Here is a 16,241-nt window from a genome sequence, read left to right as displayed (position 1 = left end):
TCCGCTCAGCCGGGCACGCGGTGGGCGGCGAGATGGGCGAGGACCGCCTGGTTGGCCTCCCAGCCGTCCGGGAACTTGACCGGCTCGTTCAGCCGTACCCGCCCGGTGCTCGGGTGGGCGTCCAGGAGCTCGGGGATCCCGGCGCGGGCCACGACGACGCAGGCGTGCCGGTGGCGCGAGGTCAGCACGCACAGGCGGCCCGATTCGAGGTGGAACGCGGTGGCGTCGCGCCGCCCGGACAGCGGGTGCAGGACGATCGTCACGTCGTACTCGCGGCCCTGGAGCCGGTTGGCGGTGTCCACGGTGACACCGTCCGGGACGCCGGCGGCCCGGATGGCGGCCACCTGGTCGTTGTGGGCGGCCCCGATGGCGACGCGGGCGGCGTCCACGCCATGGGAGCCGTGCTCGTCGTGGGCGACCGCGCCGCGTTCCACCAGCCGGGCGGCCAGCCCGGCGCACGCCCGCACCGCGTCGGCGTCGGTCCGTATGGTGTGGCGGCTGGGCAGCTCGTGCAGCGCCCAGCCGGTCGCCGCGGCCTCCTCAAGGGCGCGGTCCCAGGCGGCGGGGGTCCCGGTGACGGGCGATCCGGGGCCGGCGAGTTCGAGGACGCGCTCGCCCGGCCCGGTGCCCGACCGGAACGGCGTGAACGGATAGAACGCCTCCGAGACGAGCGGGGCGGCCGAGGCCGGAAGCCGCCAGGAGACGGGCAGCCGGTGGACCGGCAGGTCGTTGAGCCGGGCGGTGACGGCCACCGCGCTCTGCATCGGGTCCCAGGCGAGGCCCGCCCAGCGCTCGGTCTCCACGACGGAGAACGGGTCGAGCTGGCCCGGGTCGCCGACGAACAGCGCCCGCTCGAACAGCGCGGCGATGGCCAGCAGTTTGTCCGAGCGCATCTGGTACGCCTCGTCGATGATCGCCCACTGCCAGGTGTGGCCGGACACGTACGCCCACTTGTCGGCGGTGGCCAGGACCACCGCGCAGGACGCCACGTCGTCGACCTTCTTGGACGCCCGGACGCCGGGATGCCGCGTCACCCGCTCGGGCACCAGGAAGCCGTCCTTGTGCAGGCGGCCGATCGTGAGCGCCGGATTCCGCGTGGCGATCTTGTCGGCCAGGTCGTCCACCTGCTCGTTGGTCTGCGCGACGATCATCAGGCGCTCGCCGGCCCCGGCCAGCTCCAGCGTCGTCGCCACGACCAGCGTGGACTTGCCCGCCCCCGGCGGCGAGTCGACGATGACGCCCCGATGCCGCCCGCCAGTGAAGTCGGCGAGGATCGCGGCGGTGGCGCGGTCGGCCGCCACCCCCGGGTCCTCCTCCGGCCAGGGGGCGGCGGGTACGAGGCCGAGCGGGTCGGGGAAACGGGTGACGGTCAAGACCACGCCTCCTCGGCGTCCTCGTCGGTCGGCTCGTACGCGGCGGGCGGCCCGCCGTGGGTCCAGGGCGTCTCCTCGGCGGCCGGGAAGCCGGGCCGGATCCGCCCGCCGAGGTCCAGCTCGGTGAAGCAGACCGCGTCGCCGGCGGCGGGCACGCCCGCGCCCTTGGCGAGCTGGTCGTTGAGCTGGACCACGACGAGGTCGCCGTCGACCTCGACGATCTCGCCCGACTGCCGGCGGCGGTGTGCCGAGAAGACCTTCTTCCCGGGAGCGAGCCGCACAGGGTCGGCGGAGCGCACGGTGACCAGCGGGCGCAGGACCGGCTTGCGCCCGCCGGGCAGCAGGATCATCCGGTCCGCCTCGACGTGGACCACCTCGCCGGCGAACGCCTTCCCGGTCGCGCGGTGCTCCGCCATCACCAGCGGGTCGTCGTAGGCGCGCTGCGCGTCGTAGGACTGCCGGGCCGACTCCATGTCCCACAGCCGGGCCGCGGCGGACCCCGCCTGGTCGCGGCGGCCCCGGGGCGGCCCGCCCTCGGCCAGCCGGGCGATCTCGCGCGTGTACCGATCGCGGTCGAGGGCCCACCGGTCGACGACGCTCGCCGCCTCCGGCAGGCCGCGCAGCAGGTCGACGGCCTGCCACATGAGCCGCCAGGTCGGTTCGAGCTGGGTGCGCAGGGCCTCCCGCACCTGCTCCGGCGAGCCGGAGGCGTCGTACGCCTCGATCGCGGGCCGCAACACCTGCGCGTCGAAGCCGGGGTCGGTGTCCGGCCCGGCCGGGGGCCGGTGGGCGGGATCCTCGGCGGCGGCCGCGGCCTCCCGGGCGTCCAGCCCCGGCGGCGGGCAGATCCACGCCAGCAGCGTGGCCAGGTTGGCGTCCTCCATCGGGCTCTGCCCGGTCGCCCAGTGCAGGGTCAGCGCCTCGGTCATCGGGACCAGCGCCGACGACCCGGCGAACTCGGCGCGCTCGTACAGGAAGGTCAGCCACTGGCCGAGGACGGGCACGGCGGGGTCGACGGGATAGGGGCCGTCGGTGCGGCGGAACCGGGTGGAGCGGCCGAGCAGCCGGACGAACTCGACCGCTCCCCGTCCGGGCACGATGACCTGCGGCGCGTCCAGGTAGCGCTCGCGCTCGTTCTTCCCGGTGACCGTCTCGGTCGCGGTGGCCCGGCTCTCGATGTACGGAAGCACGATCCGGGCCAGCTCGGCCATGAAGGCGAACCGCAGGTCGCGGTTGCGCGGCTGCGGGACGACCAGCAGCCGCGGACGCGCGGGATCGTTGCCCACCATGGCACCGAGCGGCGCCGCCGCCTCACCGGCCAGCCGGAGCGGGATGAGGACCATGGGGTCGGCCGCCAGGTGCAGGTGCCGTACGGTCGCGATCGGCTGGGCGCGGCCCTCGCGGACGGCCAGCGCGCGGGCGTAGGACGTGACGACGCTCATGCGCCCACCTCGCTGACGCCCGCCGGGACCGTGGGCAGGCCGGTTCGCCCGCTCATGCCACGACCGCCGCGGCGTGCTCGCGATAGATGGAGTGGACGTGGCGGAGCTGCTCGGCGATCTCGGCGTGCCCGGCCGGCGCGCCGTGCTCGCCGGAGGCGAGGTCGAGCACCGCGTCGACCGAGCCGAGGCCGCCGAGGTCGTCGCGGGTGACCCGGCCGAGCACGTCGAGCGAGCCCGCGGCGCGGGCGTCGGAACGGCAGAAGTACGCCATCTCGCAGGTGGACAGGCACTCGGGCGCGTACCGGGCCTCGACCGTGCGCACCGCGCGGGCCAGCTCGTCGGTGGACTGCTCCAGGCTGAACGTGAGGTCGGCCGGGAGCCGGTCGAGGATCCGGTCGACGCGGGTGAGCCGGGAAAGTTGCCGCCGCAGCGCGGCGAGCTGCAGGCGCACGTCGAGCAGCGTCGCGGTCGGGTGGTTGGCGAAGTCCTTGGGGCAGACCAGCACGACCTCGTGCGACACCAGCCCCGGGTCGACGCCCTCGGCCGCGAACATCGCCTTCAGCGCGTACACGTAGACGGCGGAGAGGCGGGAGGCGGCGGCGACCTGCGCCGGGTCGGCGGCCCCGTCGATGACCGCGAACGACTTGATCTCCACGATGTGGAACCGGCCGCCGGCCCGGACGACGACGACGGCCGGCTCCAGGTAGACCTCGTGGCCCGCGACCGGCAGCCGGAGCAGCGGGCGCTCCACGAGCGCGGCCTCGCCGCCGCCCGCGCGCTCGCCGTCCGCGCGCTCACCCTCCTCCAGGGCCCGCCGCAGCTCCTCGCGGGTGCGGGCGTGCCGCGGCTCGCGGGTGGCGTCACCGCCGGCGCCGATGTCGACGCAGGAGATCCCGGAGATCGGCAGGCCGAGCGTCTCACGCAGCAGCCGCCGCAGGTGCGCCCAGCGGTCGGCCTTCACCAGTTCCTCGAAGGACCTCGCCCGCGCCAGGGCGAACGGCGACTGCCCGAAAGGAGCGGGGTGGCCGAGGTGGACGGCGGTGTTCCGCTTGCTGATCCCGGCCGCGTCGAGCACGGCCCGGCGGTCGCACCCCGGGTTGCCGGCCAGGGCGGCGACGGTGCGGGCGCTGTGGTCGACGGGCGCGGCGCCCCCTCGCAGGGCGTCGAGCCGGTGGGTGGAGCTGCTCACTCGGTCCTCGCGGTTTTTCGGATCGGTCGTTCCCGGCGGCCGCGGCGGGGTGGTCGCGGGGGTCGGCAGCCTAACAGCGACCTCCGTCAAAACCGAGCGTTCCGCATGGTCACCGGTACGGGACCGGCGAGCCGGCCGGCGGCGTGTTCCCGCCGCGATCTTTGGCAGGGGATTACCTCCCCGGGATGGTGCGGGGGAACGCCGCCCGGCGACCGTGATCTAGGCTGCCGACGACCATGACCGGAACCCCGTGGCTCGGCCGTGCGCCCGTTCCGGCCGGAGGCCCTGCCCGCGAGAGCCGGGCGCCGCATCCGGACGGTTCCCCCGCCGCCCGAGGCCCCGCCGTACGCCGGGTGGCAGGGCCGACGAGACATGTGAGGAATCGAAATGAGGAAGGTCCGTACGGGCGTCTTCGTTGCGCGCACCCCCTTGTCGACGCCGGTCGCGGCCGCCCTGTCACTCGCCCTGTCGCTCGCCGTGTCACTCGTCCTGTCGCTCGTCCTGCGGGCTCCGCCCGCCTCGGCCTCCGCCCCCGAGACCGGATGGAACGCCATGGTCGCGCTGCGCCAGGATCCGCTGGAGATCACCGTGCCCGGCACGGCGAACCTCGGCAGCGGCACGCTCGGCGGCTCGATCAGCGCGTCCATGGGCACGGTGACCGTGACGGACACCCGAGCGGGCAACCCGACCTGGACCGCGACCGTGTCGGCCACGAACTTCACCACCGGGACCGGGCTGCCGACGCAGACGATCCCCAAGAGCGACGTGTCGTACTGGTCAGGGCCGACCACCGCCTCGGCGGGCGGCGGGACCCGCGTCCCCGGCCAGGCCACCGCCGCGCAGGCGGTCGCCCTCTCCGGCACCGTGACCGCGTTCAGCGGACGCAAGCTGGCCGGGATCAGCTACTCCAGCAGTTGGGCGCCGACACTCGTCGTCACCATCCCGGCCGTCGTCCTCCCGGGCGTCTACACCGGCGTCGTCACCCACTCCGTCGCCTGACCGTTGCGGGCAGGAGTTGGTCCCGTCCTGACCGGCCACGGACCGCGGGCGGCGGGACCCCGCGCGGCAGGCGAGAGAGAGTGGGCCTTCCCCGGCTCTTTCCGAACGTCCGTTGGAAGGGATGATATTGCGTCACCGCACCCGACGCCTGGGGTACCCGCTCATCGCCCTGGCCCTGGTCCTGACCGCGTCCGCCCCGCTGTCGGCGTGGGCGTCCGGGTGGGCGTCCGCCGCCCGGCCGCCCGGCCCGCCGTCGCTTCGCCCGTGGGTGAAGATCTGCCTCATGCTCGAGCGGAGGCCGCAACACCGGCGGATCCGCTGCCACTTCCCGCCCCCGCCCCGTCCCCGGCGTACGGCGGAGGCGTCGCGGGCGGCGACGATCAACGAGATCTCGATCCCGACCAGCCCGGCGGCTCCGGTCGGGATCACCGCCGGGCCGGACGGCGCGCTCTGGTTCGCCCGAGAACTACGCCGACAAGATCGGCCGGGTCACCACGGGCGGCGCGTTCACCGAATACTCCGTTCCCACCACCGACGCCCAGCCGGCCCACGTCGCCGTCGGCTCCGACGGAGCCCTGTGGTTCACGGAGTCGAACACCGACAAGATCGGGCGGATCACCACGTCCGGGACGATCAGCGAGTACGCGCTGCCGACGTCCGGTGCGTTCCCCTGGGGCATCACCGCCGGCCCGGACGACAACCTGTGGTTCGCCGAGCAGGCCGCCGGCGACATCGCCAGTGTCACGACGACGGGGACGATCAGCGAGTATCCCGTGCCCACGAGCGTGGCCGGGCCGTTCGACATCACACCGGGGCCGGACGACAACCTGTGGGCCACCGAGGACTACGTGGACAAGCTCGCCGTGGTCACCCCCTGACCGGGGTCCCGCTCGCGACGGAAGGGGCCGCCGCACCCGTTCGGGTGCGGCGGCCCGCGCGTGCCGGGCAGATCCTCCCGATCAGCTGATGGAGAAGTCGTCGGCGTGGACGTCGTCCTGGCCGTACCAGCCGTTCACGGTGACGGTCACCGTGCCCGACGAGCCGGTGGTGAAGGGCAGGGACAGCTCCTTCCAGCCGCTCGACGACGTCCAGGTGCTGGCGGTCGCGCCGCCGGAGACGCCGACGAAGGCGTAGTTCCCCTGGACCCAGGCCTTCAGCGTGTACGCGTGGTTGGGCGCGAGCGTCACCGACTGCGCGCACTGGCCGGTCTGGCTCTGCGTCGGCGAGACCCGCAGCGCGTGCACGCCGGAGTGGGCCGGGGAGCCGACGACGGCGCTGCCGGTCTGGCAGGTCCACGGGCTGAGCGCGCCGGACTCGAATCCGGGGTTGCCCATCGTGCCGCCCGTCGATCCGTTGATCGTCAGGGTGAAGGTCGCCGTGTGGCTGCCCGACGGGGAGGTGCCGGTGACCGTGATCGGATAGCTGCCGGGCTGGGCGGCCGAGGTGGTGGCCAGCGTCAGCGTCGAACTGCCGCCGGTCGTGACCGAGGCCGGGCTGAGGGTCGCGGTGACCCCGGTGGGCGCGCCGGTCGCGGCGAGCGTGACGGTCTGCGCGTTTCCGCCGGTCAGCGTGGTGCTGACGGTCGCCGTCGTGGTCGCGCCCGGATCGACCGAGCCGGACGCGGGCGAGACGTCGAGCGAGAAGCCGTCGCCGGGAGGCTGCCCGTCGCCCGAGAACGGCGCGAACGCGCGGCTGAAGTACCAGGTGCTCTGGTCGAGGCCGGAGCAACTGTCGGAGCCGCCGACGCCGGGGCAGCCGCCGTTGTCACGCTGGAGCGCCCAGAAGGAGATCATGGCGAGCCCCTTGGAGGTCGCCCAGTCCAGCACGGGAGCCGCGTCGGCGGTCCTGAACGTCTCGGCCGGGCCGTAGTCGTCGATGCCGATCATCTCGGTGACGCCGATCATGTTCCAGATCTGTGCCGGCGTCTTGTCCGGGTAGAGCGCGGAGAGCTGGGCGTGCAGCCCGGTCGTCGCGGTCCGGGTGTCGTCCGCCATGTTGTGGGCCGCGCCGTCGTAGTAGTCGAACGTCATGATGTTGACGACGTCGATCCTGGCGTTGTTGGCCTTGGCGTTCCGCAGCACGGCGAGGCCGCTGTCGGCGAGGCCGTGCGTGGTCGTCGGCAGCGTGTACGAGAACTGCACGGTCCTGCCGTTGGCGGCGGCCCAGTCCTGGGTGAGCTTGATCGCCTTGTTGCGGCGGTCGATCCCGGCGCTGTTGTTCAGCGAGTTGTCCTCGATGTCCAGATCGATCCGGGTGACCCCGTACGTGGTGATCACGCTCTGGAAGACCGCGGCGATCGAGTTCACGTTGGAGCAACTGTCCGCGATCTCGGTGCCGGTGTTGGTGGCCGTGTAGCCGCCGAAGGACGGGATGACGTCGCCGCCCGCGTTGCGGATCTTGGTGATGGACGCGCCGAACGTGGAGGCGGCGATCGGCATCTCGGTGTCGCCGTTCCAGTAGGCCGTGCACGATCCGCGGGTCGCGGCCTGGAGGAACGCCATGGTCAGGTACTTGGCGCCGGACTGCTCGGAGAGCGTCGCCGGGTCCTCGCCGGTCCACGCCTCGAAGTACGGCGCGAACACGTGCGGGGGCAGGGCGGCCGCCGAGCTCGCGGCGGCCGGCTGGGCCGGGGAGAGGGTGAGCGCCGCGGCGGCGGTGGCGAGCAAGGCCAGTGCCGCGCGCAGCAGTGTGCGTGGTCGCATGAAGGTCTCCTGCACCAGGAGCGATCGGAGCCGACGGCGCCGATCGAGGGGGGTGATGGTGCACCGGCGACATCGCCGGTGAGCTTCCTCAGCAGCGGGCTGCTGGACGAGCGCACGGATCCGCGTGCCTCTATCGTTGGGATCGCGGTCTCATCTGTCAAGTTTCTTAACAGATGAGTTCGCCATCAGCGAGGATGGTGCGGCCGTCGCTCCGCGGGCGTTCCGCCCCTGCGATACGGGGCGGTAAGGCAGGGGTGCCCGCCGCGCCCCTCGTCCTCGTACGGTGGAAGGCCCGGCCGCGCGTGACGGCCGAGGCGGGGGCGTCGGATCGCGAGGCTGCGATGGAGGCTGACATGGAGCTGCGGCAGATGGACCACTTCCTCGCGGTCACCGATCACCTGAGTTTCACGAAGGCCGCCGAGGCCGTCGGGTTGTCGCAGTCGGCGCTCAGCTCGTCCATCCGCAGCCTGGAGCGCGAGCTGGGCGGCGAGCTGTTCAGCCGCAGCACGCGGCGGGTCACGCTCACGGTCGCGGGAGAGGCGCTGCTGCCCCTGGCCCGCCAGTTGGTCAACCAGGCCAGGCGGGCGAGGGAGGCGGTGACCGCCGTCTCGGAGCTGACCGTCGGCCGGCTCGCCGTCGGCACGGTGCAGACGCTCGCCTCGGTGGATCTTCCCGCGATGCTGGCCGGGTTCCAGCGTGCCCATCCCGGCGTGCAGATCACGCTGCTCGAGGCGCCGACCGCGCAGCTCCTCGACCAGGTCCGCGCCGGAGACCTCCACCTGGCGTACCTGGCACGCGACGCGACCCCGCTGCCGCCGGACGTGCGGGTCGTCGAGGAGCGCACGGAGGAGCTCGTGCTGATCGCCGCCCCCGGGCACCGGCTCGCGACGGTCGGCCGGGTCGCGCTCGCCGACCTGCACGCCGAGCCGTTCGTCGACTTCCAGGCGGGGATGGGCCTGCAGACCGTGGTGCGCGAGTTGTGCGCGCGGGAGGGACTGACCCGGCTCATCACCTGCCGGGTCAGCCAGATGGACCAGCTCCTGGCCCTCGTCGGGCACGGGCTCGGGGTGGCGATCGTGCCCGAGCCGGTCGCCCTGCGCAGCGGGTTGCCGATGGCCCGGCTCGGCGACCCCGCGCCCACCCGCACGATCGCGCTGGTGACCCGGCCGCCGGTCAACCCGGCCGCGCGCGCCTTCCTGGCCGAGCTCGCGCGTATGCCGCCGGTCGACGGGCGAGATTAAGCGATCAGATCGATCGGTGTGACAAGAAAGATGCGTTGGACAGCTTAATCGGGTCCGCCACATGATGGACCGATGCGCAGCTCGACGACGGAAGCGGGAACCGGACGGCGGATGGACCGGGGCCTCGTGCTGGTCATGGCCCTGGCCTCCGGCATGGTGGTGGCCAACAGCTACTACGCCCAGCCGCTCGTCGGGGCGATCGCCGACGCCTTCCACACGTCCACGACCAGCGTCGGGCTGGTGGTCACCGCGAGCCAGGTCGGCTACGCCGTCGGCCTCGCGCTCCTGGTGCCGCTCGGCGACCTGATCGAGCGCCGCCGCCTGCTGGTCGTCATCCTCGGCGCGACCACGTTGTCGCTGGCCGGGATGGCCCTGGCGCCGAGCTGGCCCGTCCTGGGCGTGGCCGCCCTGCTCGTCGGCGTCACGTCCGTGGTCGGCCAGGTGCTGGTGCCGTTCGCCGCGTCCCTCGCCCGGGCCGACGAACGCGGCCGGGTCATCGGCGGCGTCATGACCGGGCTGCTCCTCGGCATCCTGCTGTCCCGCGTGGTGGCCGGCCTGGTCGCCGAGGTCGCCGGCTGGCGCGCGGTGTTCTGGCTGGCCGCCGCGCTCATGGTGGCGACCTCGCTGCTGCTGCACCGCAGGCTGCCGGTGGTCGCGCCGAGCACCGGCCTGGGCTACCGCGCCCTGCTGCGTTCGGTCGTACGGCTGGTCGCCGAGGAACCGGTGCTGCGCCTGCGCATGGCCTACGGCGCGTTGACGTACGCGTCGTTCGGCGTGTTCTGGACCAGCGTCGGCTTCCTGCTCGCCGGGCCCGGCTACGGCTGGAGCGACGCGCGGATCGGCCTGTTCACCCTCGTCGGCGTGGCCGGGGCGCTGGCCGCGCGGTTCGCCGGGACCCTCGCCGACCGGGGCCACGCCCGCGCCCAGACCGGCGCGTTCGTCGCCGCGACCGCGCTCAGCTTCGTGCTGCTCGCGATGGGCCGGGCGAACGTGGCGGCCCTGGCCGCCGGGGTGGCCCTGCTCGACCTCGGCATCCAGGGCACCCACATCAGCAACCAGAGCCTGTTCTATCCGCTGCGGCCCGACGCCCGCAGCAGGCTGAACACCGCCTACATGACGAGCTACTTCGCCGCCGGGTCGCTCGGCAGCGGCCTGTCCGCCGTCGTCTACTCCGCCTGGGGATGGACCGCCGTGTGCGTGCTCGGCGCGATCTTCCCCACCGCCGGACTGCTCGTGTGGGTCGTGGAGACCGTCTCCCGGCGCCGGGGCGCCGGCGCAGCCGGGCGGGAGGACGTCACCTCTCGTCGAGCACGAACATGATGTGCTCGTTCTCGCCGTGCATCAGGGTGCCGGACCGGCGGAAGCCGCACTTCTCCAGCAGCCGCACTGAGCCGGTGTTCCCCTGGTAGGGGTCGGCGTACAGCGGGCGGTTCGTCTCCTCCTCCAGGAAGAGGGTCAGCGCCCGGGTGCCGACGCCCCGGCCCCAGAACCGGCGGTCGAAGGCGTACCCGATGAAGCGCCGGTCCTGTTCCCACCAGGCCACGACGTTGCCCGCCGTCTCGCCGTTCACCGTGACCGTGCGCACCAGGATCGTGGGGTCGCCCAGCACCCTCGTGGCCCAGTGGGTCATGAACCGGTCCCGCTCGCGTGGGGTGAACTTCGACCGGCGCACCGTCTCGGGGTCGTGCTCCTGCTGGAAGAACAGCTCCAGGTCCGCTTCCTCGACCGGCCGCAACCGCATGACGTCGTCCATGGGACGGCAGTCTGGCAGCCGCCACCGACAGAACCGCCCGCCCGCCTCCGAACGAGCCGCGGCCGTCTCCGGCGCGGTTCCCCCGTCCGGCCCAGAAGCGGGAGAATGGGCATGGTCCCGCGGCGTGTATGGTCGCGGGTTGACACGGATCGCGGGTGCAGGGAGAGCTGATGGGCAGGCGGACGCCCCACGCCACGCTCCAGATGATCGCGGATGAGACGGGCGTCACCCCCTCCACGGTCTCCCGGGTGCTGAACTCGGCCTCCGAGGCGTCGGCGCGCCGCTGGGCGTCCATGGGGACGATCCTGCGGATCAGGGCCGCGGCGGCCTCGCACGGGTACACGCCGAACCCGCAGGCGGTCGGGCTGCGCACGCGGCGCTCGCGGCTGATCGGCGTGATCGTGCCCCGGCTGCAGGACTACGTCCTCGCCACCATCTACGAGGGGATCGACGAGGCGGCCACCGAGAACGGCTTCGCCACCTTCGTCACCAACTCGCTGGACGATCCGCGGAAGCGGGCGCAGGCGACCGAGACGCTGCTGTCGCGCCGGGTCGAAGGGATGATCTTCGGGGACGCGCAGTTCGACGGCGAGTTCCTGGAGGGGGTCGCCGAGCGCGGCACGAAGTTCGTCCTCGTCTCCAGGCGTTCCCGCGACTATCCGTCGGTGACCTGCGACGACCATCTCGGCGGCCGGCTGGTGGGCGAGCACCTCGTGTCCATCGGCCGCAGGGACGTCGCGATCCTTGCGGGGGAGCCGTACGCCGCGACCGGTCTCGACCGGACCCAGGGGGCCGTCGACGCGCTGCGCGAGGCGGGCGTGGACGTCCCGCCGCACCGCATCGTCCACGGCCACTTCGACGCCCAGGGCGGGCGCGCGGCGGCGGAGCGGATCCTCGACTCGCACCCGCTGCCGGACGCCATCTTCGCCACCAACGACTTCGCGGCGATCGGCGTGATGGGCGCGCTGCGCGACAGGAAGTTGTCGATGCCCGACGACGTCGCGCTGGTCGGCTACAACGACACGGCGCTGGCGGCCGAGTTGCCCACGCCGCTGACCACCGTGCGCTCGCCGATGCACGAGATCGGACGGCTGGGGCTGCGGATGCTGCTCGACCTGCTGCAGGGCGACGACGTCGAACCGCTGCGCCTGCCGCCCACGCTCGTCGTCCGCGAGTCCACGGTGTCCTCCGAGGCGTCCTCCGAGGCGTCCTCGGAGACGCCTTCGGAGGCGGCCCGGGTGGACGCCGTCCATCCCGGTTCCGGTCGAACCTGACCCTTGACATGCGCGGATGCCGGACTTTAACCTGCCTGCAGCTTACACAAAGGTTTGGGTAGCGGCTTGGGTTGCGACTGCCTCCCAGGTGCGGCCCGTCCGGCCGGGCGCGTGGAGTGAACAGTTCCGCCGCCGGTCGGCGTCAGGGCCGGTGAACGCACACGTGACGTCCGCGCGACAGGCGGCGGCCACGTCTTCATCGCACTCGTGATCCCACTCGAAATCACCCCGAAAAAGGTCATGTCTCTCGTCTCTGCCATTCACACAAACCTTTGTGTAGCGTTGCACAAACCTTTGTGTGCGTTCCAGAGCACCAAGTAGGAGGAGTCCCCCCCAATGGGAGCTGTCCCACCGCAGGGAGCGCCGGGCGCGTCCCTCGAAGCGCCCGCGCACGAACCCTGGAACCGGCCGGTGACGAAGCGGACGGTCGGCTACGTCAGCGTCATCGCCTTCCTGGCCTGGGTCGCCTCCGTGTACGACTACACGCTCTTCGGCACCCTCCTGCCGGTGATCGGTGAGCATTTCGGCTGGTCGACGAGCCAGTCGACGATGGTCAACACCTTCGCCACCGTCGGCGTCTTCATCGTCTCCCTCGTCGTCGGGCCGGTCCTGGACAAGATGGGCCGCAAGAAGGCGCTGGTCCTGCTGATGACCGGCGGTGCGCTCGCCTCGGGGCTCACCGGACTCGCGGCCGGGGCCATGAGCGTGGTCGTCATCCGGGCGTTCACCGGCCTCTCGCTCTCCGAAGAGGTGGTCAACGCCGTCTACCTCAACGAGATGTTCAAGAAGGTGAAGAACCGGGGCTTCGTCTTCAGCCTGGTGCAGGCGGGGTGGCCGGTGGGCGCCCTGCTCTCGGCCGGCATCACGGCGGTGCTCCTGCCGCTCGCCGGATGGCGGTGGTCGTTCCTCTTCGCCCTCGTCTTCTCCATCCCGATCATCCTGCTCGCGCTCAAGCTGCCCGAGTCCCCGACGTTCCTCGCGATGAAGGAGGTCAAGCGCCGCCAGGAGCAGGGCGACCACGCCGGGGCGCGTGTGCTCGCCGAGGAGCACGACGTCACCGAACTCGTGGACGGCGGCACGAGGGGCGGCCTGAAGGACGTCCTGGCCCCGGGGCTGCGGCGGCACACCATCAGCCTGTCGCTCGCCTGGCTGACCAACTGGATGGGCATCCAGGTCTTCTCCGTCCTCGGCACCACGGTCCTGGTCGAGGCGAAGGGCGTCTCGTTCGAGAGCGCGCTCATCGTCCTGGTCCTGTCCAACATCGCCGGATTCGCCGGATACCTCTTCCACGGCTGGATCGGCGACCGGATCGGGCGCAAGCTGACCATCACCCTCGGATGGTTCATCGGCGGCTCCGTCAGCTTCCTCATGCTCGTCCTGCCCACCGGGCAGGGGCTGACCATCGCGCTCTACGCGCTGACGCTTTTCTTCCTCAACGGCCCCTACGCCGCGATGTTGTTCTACATGGGTGAGTCGTTCCCGGCGCACGTGCGGGGAACGGGAGCCAACGTGGCGCACGTCATGGCTCCGCTGGGCGGCATCGCCGGATCGGCGCTGCTCAGCGTGCTGCTCGCGGCGGGCCTGTCCATGACCGTCGCCGCGATCACCGCCGGCTCCGCGTTCATGCTGATCTCGGGTCTCCTGATGCTCGGTGCGAACACCACCAACCGGTTCGGCGACCACGCGGCTGAGAAGAAGGAGGTTCTCGCATGACCAGGGACGACGGGCTCGACGGCAAGGTCGCCGTCATCTCGGGAGGGGCCAGCGGCATCGGCCGCGCCCTGGCCGTCGCGTACGCCCGGGCCGGGGCGCACTCGGTCGTCGGCTACTACCCCGGAGACCCGCACGACGCGGGCGAGACCGTCGCCGCCGTCGAGGCGGCCGGCGGGCGCTGCGCGGCGGTGGAGCTCGACGTCCGGTCGTTCGAGCAGACCGAACGCTTCGCGCAGGCGGCCGTGGACGCCTTCGGCCGGCTCGACATCGCCGTGGCCGCGGCGGGCGTCCTGCGCCGCCAGCCGCTGGAGGAGATGACCGACCGCGCGTGGGACGACATGTTGTCGGTCGACCTCGGCGGCGTCCTGCGGATCTTCCGCTCCTGCGCGGCCCGCATGGAGCACGGCGGCGCGATGGTGGCCACCTCCTCCATCGCCGGCGGCGTGTACGGCTGGGAGGAGCACAGCCACTACGCGGCGGCGAAGGCCGGCGTGCTCGGGCTCTGCCGCTCCCTGGCCGTCGAGCTGGCGCCGCGCGGCATCCGCGTCAACGCGGTGATCCCCGGACTGATCGAGAGCCCCCAGTCGCTGGACGAGGTGAACTCGCTCGGGCCGCAGGGCCTGCGGGAGGCCGGGAAGATCATCCCGGCCGGACGGGTCGGCACGGTCGACGAGGCGGCCCGGGTCATCCGGTTCCTCACCTCCGACGACGCCGCGTACGTGACCGGGCAGAGCGTCATCGTGGACGGCGGGCTCACCGTCCGCTGGCCGAGCTGAGAGAGGACGGGACATGGGAAAGCTCACCGGCCAGGTCGCCGTCATCACCGGCGCGTCGAGCGGGATCGGGGCCGCGACGGCCCGGTTGTTCGCCGCCGAAGGCGCCTCACTCGCCCTGTTCGACGTCAGGCCCGTCCCCGAGGAGCTGCTGAGCCTCGGCCGGGTCACCGGCCACGTCGTCGACATCACCGACGCCGCCGCGGTCGAGCGCGCGACCGCCGAGGTCGTGGAACGGCACGGCCGCATCGACGTCCTGGTCAGCGCCGCCGGCATCCTGGACGAGGTCCCCTTCCTGGAGATGACGCCGGAGCGCTTCGACCGGACCGTCGCGGTGGACCTGCGCGGGGTCTTCCTCGCGGCCCGCTTCGCCGCGCCGTACATGGTGGAGGCGGGGCGGGGGCGCATCGTCAACATCGCCTCCCAGCTCGGGATCAAGGGCGGCACGGGGCTCGCCCACTACGTCGCCGCCAAGGCGGGCGTGATCGGCCTGACGAAGGCCCTCGCCCTCGAACTCGCGCCGAAGGGCGTCCTCGTCAACGCGATCGCCCCCGGCCCGATCGTGACGCCGCTCATCGACGGGCTTTCGGAGGAGTGGAAGCGGAGCAAGGCCGCCGAGCTGCCGCTGGGCAGGTTCGGGCGTCCCGAGGAGGTCGCGCCGACCGCGCTGCTGCTGGCCTGCTCGCCCGACGGCGACATCTACGTCGGGCAGACGCTCGGCCCCAACTGCGGCGACGTCATGCCGTGAACGACATGGCCGGCAGCAAGACAGACGCCCCTCCGAGGGCACGCGTGGTCGTCATCGCGACCGGCGGGACGATCGCCTCAAGCAGCGAGCCCGGCGGCGCGGCGGTGGCGCGCAGGACCGCCGCGCAGCTTCTCGGCTCCGCCGGGTACGGGGACGTCGAGGTCGAGGGGCGCGACCTGCTCAACCTCGGCTCCTACCTCCTCGGCCACCACGAACTCCGCCTCATCGCGGACGCCGTCGCCGAGGAGGTCGCCAGGGACGAGGTGACCGGCGTCGTGGTGAGCCACGGCACCGACACCATGGAGGAGACGGCGTTCCTCCTGGACCTCGTCCACGACAGCGACAAGCCCGTCGTCCTCACCGGAGCGCAGCGGGCGGCCGACCAGCCCGACAGCGACGGGCCCCGCAACCTGCGGGAGGCCGTCGCCGTGGCCGCGTCCCCCGAAGCGCGCGGATGCGGCGCGCTCATCTCCTTCGCCGGGCGGATCTTCGCCGCGCGGGGCACCCGCAAGCACCACACCGTCGCCGCCGAGCCGTTCAGGACCCTGGACGGCGGCCCCATCGGGCGGGTCGGCCCGGCGGGGGTCCGGATCACCGCGCGGCCGGTGCGCCCGGCGCCGCTGGAGCGGCCCGGTCCGCGCTTCGACGACACCCGCGTGGACGTCGTGGCGCTCCACCCCGGCGCCGACGCCGCGCTCGCCCGGGCCGCCGTACAAGCCGGAGCGCGGGCGGTCGTGCTCGCCGGCACCGGCGTCGGCAACGCCAACCACGCCCTGCTGGAGTGGGTTTCCGAGGCGGTGGCCGCGGGAACGGTCGTGGGACTGTCCACGCGGGTCGCCGAGGGGCCGGTCGTGCCCACGTACGGCAACGGCGGCGGGGTGGACCTCGTACGCGCCGGGGCGCTGAGCATGGGCGGGCTGCCTCTCTACCAGGCGAGGCTGCTGCTGGCGCTGCTGCTCTCCGAGGGGGTTCCCGTCGATCGGGCGACCCTCGCACCCCATGTCTGACCAGATCCGTACCAAACCGGAAGAGAG

At 72.8% G+C, this 16,241-nt stretch carries 15 protein-coding genes; 9 read left to right on the top strand and 6 right to left on the bottom strand.

Going from position 1 to position 16,241, the window contains the following annotated elements; translation table 11 throughout:
• Window positions 1-5 precede the first annotated feature (5 nt).
• The 3 genes from AWQ70_RS28055 to AWQ70_RS28045 are packed head-to-tail and all read right to left on the bottom strand — an operon-like array spanning window position 6 to window position 4,004.
• Window positions 6-1,373 (bottom strand): AAA family ATPase, encoded by a 1,368-nt coding sequence (locus tag AWQ70_RS28055; RefSeq protein ID WP_174552427.1) that lies wholly within the window; start codon window positions 1,371-1,373, stop codon window positions 6-8.
• Window positions 1,370-2,815, bottom strand: a complete 1,446-nt coding sequence (locus AWQ70_RS28050) for a hypothetical protein (protein ID WP_067182212.1) — start codon at window positions 2,813-2,815, stop codon at window positions 1,370-1,372. Before AWQ70_RS28050 ends, AWQ70_RS28055 begins: the two co-directional genes overlap by 4 nt.
• A gap of 52 nt (window positions 2,816-2,867) precedes the next feature.
• Window positions 2,868-4,004 carry a hypothetical protein gene (locus AWQ70_RS28045; protein WP_067182208.1) on the bottom strand — a complete coding sequence of 379 codons (1,137 nt, stop codon included), beginning with the start codon at window positions 4,002-4,004 and terminating at the stop codon, window positions 2,868-2,870.
• Window positions 4,005-4,391: 387 nt separating this feature from the next.
• Here AWQ70_RS28045 and AWQ70_RS28040 point away from each other — a divergent pair, with 387 nt between their 5' ends.
• Complete coding sequence (locus AWQ70_RS28040) at window positions 4,392-5,003, top strand: hypothetical protein (protein WP_157530501.1); 612 nt, start codon at window positions 4,392-4,394, stop codon at window positions 5,001-5,003.
• A gap of 132 nt (window positions 5,004-5,135) precedes the next feature.
• Here AWQ70_RS28040 and AWQ70_RS28035 read toward each other — a convergent pair whose 3' ends face one another.
• Window positions 5,136-5,432: a hypothetical protein gene (locus tag AWQ70_RS28035; RefSeq protein WP_067182206.1), complete on the bottom strand. Its 297-nt coding sequence runs from the start codon at window positions 5,430-5,432 to the stop codon at window positions 5,136-5,138.
• Window positions 5,433-5,482: 50 nt separating this feature from the next.
• Between AWQ70_RS28035 and AWQ70_RS42580 the strand changes: the two genes are divergently transcribed.
• Window positions 5,483-5,881, top strand: coding sequence for a Vgb family protein (locus tag AWQ70_RS42580; protein ID WP_444543149.1), 399 nt, complete (start codon window positions 5,483-5,485; stop codon window positions 5,879-5,881).
• 81 nt (window positions 5,882-5,962) lie between these two features.
• Here AWQ70_RS42580 and AWQ70_RS28025 read toward each other — a convergent pair whose 3' ends face one another.
• The gene (locus AWQ70_RS28025) at window positions 5,963-7,705 is read right to left on the bottom strand and encodes a glycosyl hydrolase family 18 protein (RefSeq protein ID WP_067182291.1); all 1,743 of its coding nucleotides are present in this window, start codon (window positions 7,703-7,705) and stop codon (window positions 5,963-5,965) included.
• Window positions 7,706-8,058: 353 nt separating this feature from the next.
• Between AWQ70_RS28025 and AWQ70_RS28020 the strand changes: the two genes are divergently transcribed.
• Entirely contained in the window at window positions 8,059-8,946 is an 888-nt protein-coding gene (locus tag AWQ70_RS28020) for a LysR family transcriptional regulator (protein WP_067182287.1), read from the top strand.
• Between the two features lie 72 nt (window positions 8,947-9,018).
• On the top strand, window positions 9,019-10,266 hold the full coding sequence (locus AWQ70_RS28015; RefSeq protein WP_067182200.1) for an MFS transporter: 1,248 nt from the start codon (window positions 9,019-9,021) through the stop codon (window positions 10,264-10,266).
• Here the strand turns inward: AWQ70_RS28015 and AWQ70_RS28010 are convergent.
• On the bottom strand, window positions 10,241-10,699 hold the full coding sequence (locus AWQ70_RS28010; protein WP_174552426.1) for a GNAT family N-acetyltransferase: 459 nt from the start codon (window positions 10,697-10,699) through the stop codon (window positions 10,241-10,243). The genes AWQ70_RS28015 and AWQ70_RS28010 overlap by 26 nt on opposite strands.
• A gap of 170 nt (window positions 10,700-10,869) precedes the next feature.
• Here AWQ70_RS28010 and AWQ70_RS28005 point away from each other — a divergent pair, with 170 nt between their 5' ends.
• From AWQ70_RS28005 to AWQ70_RS27985, 5 genes are all read left to right on the top strand, one after another.
• On the top strand, window positions 10,870-11,973 hold the full coding sequence (locus AWQ70_RS28005; protein WP_067182196.1) for a LacI family DNA-binding transcriptional regulator: 1,104 nt from the start codon (window positions 10,870-10,872) through the stop codon (window positions 11,971-11,973).
• Between the two features lie 336 nt (window positions 11,974-12,309).
• A complete protein-coding gene (locus AWQ70_RS28000; protein WP_067182194.1) occupies window positions 12,310-13,686 on the top strand; it encodes an MFS transporter in 1,377 nt (458 codons plus the stop codon).
• On the top strand, window positions 13,683-14,462 hold the full coding sequence (locus AWQ70_RS27995; RefSeq protein WP_067182191.1) for an SDR family NAD(P)-dependent oxidoreductase: 780 nt from the start codon (window positions 13,683-13,685) through the stop codon (window positions 14,460-14,462). The genes AWQ70_RS28000 and AWQ70_RS27995 overlap by 4 nt, the downstream gene beginning before the upstream one ends.
• Before the next feature lie 13 nt (window positions 14,463-14,475).
• Window positions 14,476-15,207: an SDR family NAD(P)-dependent oxidoreductase gene (locus AWQ70_RS27990; protein WP_067182188.1), complete on the top strand. Its 732-nt coding sequence runs from the start codon at window positions 14,476-14,478 to the stop codon at window positions 15,205-15,207.
• 5 nt (window positions 15,208-15,212) lie between these two features.
• Window positions 15,213-16,214: an asparaginase gene (locus AWQ70_RS27985; protein WP_067182280.1), complete on the top strand. Its 1,002-nt coding sequence runs from the start codon at window positions 15,213-15,215 to the stop codon at window positions 16,212-16,214.
• The last annotated feature ends 27 nt before the right edge of the window (window positions 16,215-16,241 follow it).

The sequence above is a fragment of the Microtetraspora niveoalba genome (assembly GCF_001570405.1).
GTDB classification, from domain to species: Bacteria; Actinomycetota; Actinomycetes; order Streptosporangiales; family Streptosporangiaceae; genus Microtetraspora; species Microtetraspora niveoalba.
The sequence above is the reverse complement of the archived record's forward strand: the minus strand, read 5'-3'. Positions and strand labels throughout refer to the sequence as shown.

What these genes read in the sequence shown, in the direction of transcription:
- AWQ70_RS28050 (WP_067182212.1), bottom strand. Translation starts at nt 2,815, where the DNA reads ATGAGCGTCGTCACGTCCTACGCCCGCGCGCTGGCCGTCCGCGAGGGC.
- AWQ70_RS28005 (WP_067182196.1), top strand. Translation starts at nt 10,870, where the DNA reads ATGGGCAGGCGGACGCCCCACGCCACGCTCCAGATGATCGCGGATGAG.
- AWQ70_RS28000 (WP_067182194.1), top strand. Translation starts at nt 12,310, where the DNA reads ATGGGAGCTGTCCCACCGCAGGGAGCGCCGGGCGCGTCCCTCGAAGCG.
- AWQ70_RS27985 (WP_067182280.1), top strand. Translation starts at nt 15,213, where the DNA reads ATGGCCGGCAGCAAGACAGACGCCCCTCCGAGGGCACGCGTGGTCGTC.
- AWQ70_RS27990 (WP_067182188.1), top strand. Translation starts at nt 14,476, where the DNA reads ATGGGAAAGCTCACCGGCCAGGTCGCCGTCATCACCGGCGCGTCGAGC.
- AWQ70_RS27995 (WP_067182191.1), top strand. Translation starts at nt 13,683, where the DNA reads ATGACCAGGGACGACGGGCTCGACGGCAAGGTCGCCGTCATCTCGGGA.
- AWQ70_RS28025 (WP_067182291.1), bottom strand. Translation starts at nt 7,705, where the DNA reads ATGCGACCACGCACACTGCTGCGCGCGGCACTGGCCTTGCTCGCCACC.
- AWQ70_RS28015 (WP_067182200.1), top strand. Translation starts at nt 9,019, where the DNA reads ATGCGCAGCTCGACGACGGAAGCGGGAACCGGACGGCGGATGGACCGG.
- AWQ70_RS28010 (WP_174552426.1), bottom strand. Translation starts at nt 10,699, where the DNA reads ATGGACGACGTCATGCGGTTGCGGCCGGTCGAGGAAGCGGACCTGGAG.
- AWQ70_RS28020 (WP_067182287.1), top strand. Translation starts at nt 8,059, where the DNA reads ATGGAGCTGCGGCAGATGGACCACTTCCTCGCGGTCACCGATCACCTG.
- AWQ70_RS28040 (WP_157530501.1), top strand. Translation starts at nt 4,392, where the DNA reads ATGAGGAAGGTCCGTACGGGCGTCTTCGTTGCGCGCACCCCCTTGTCG.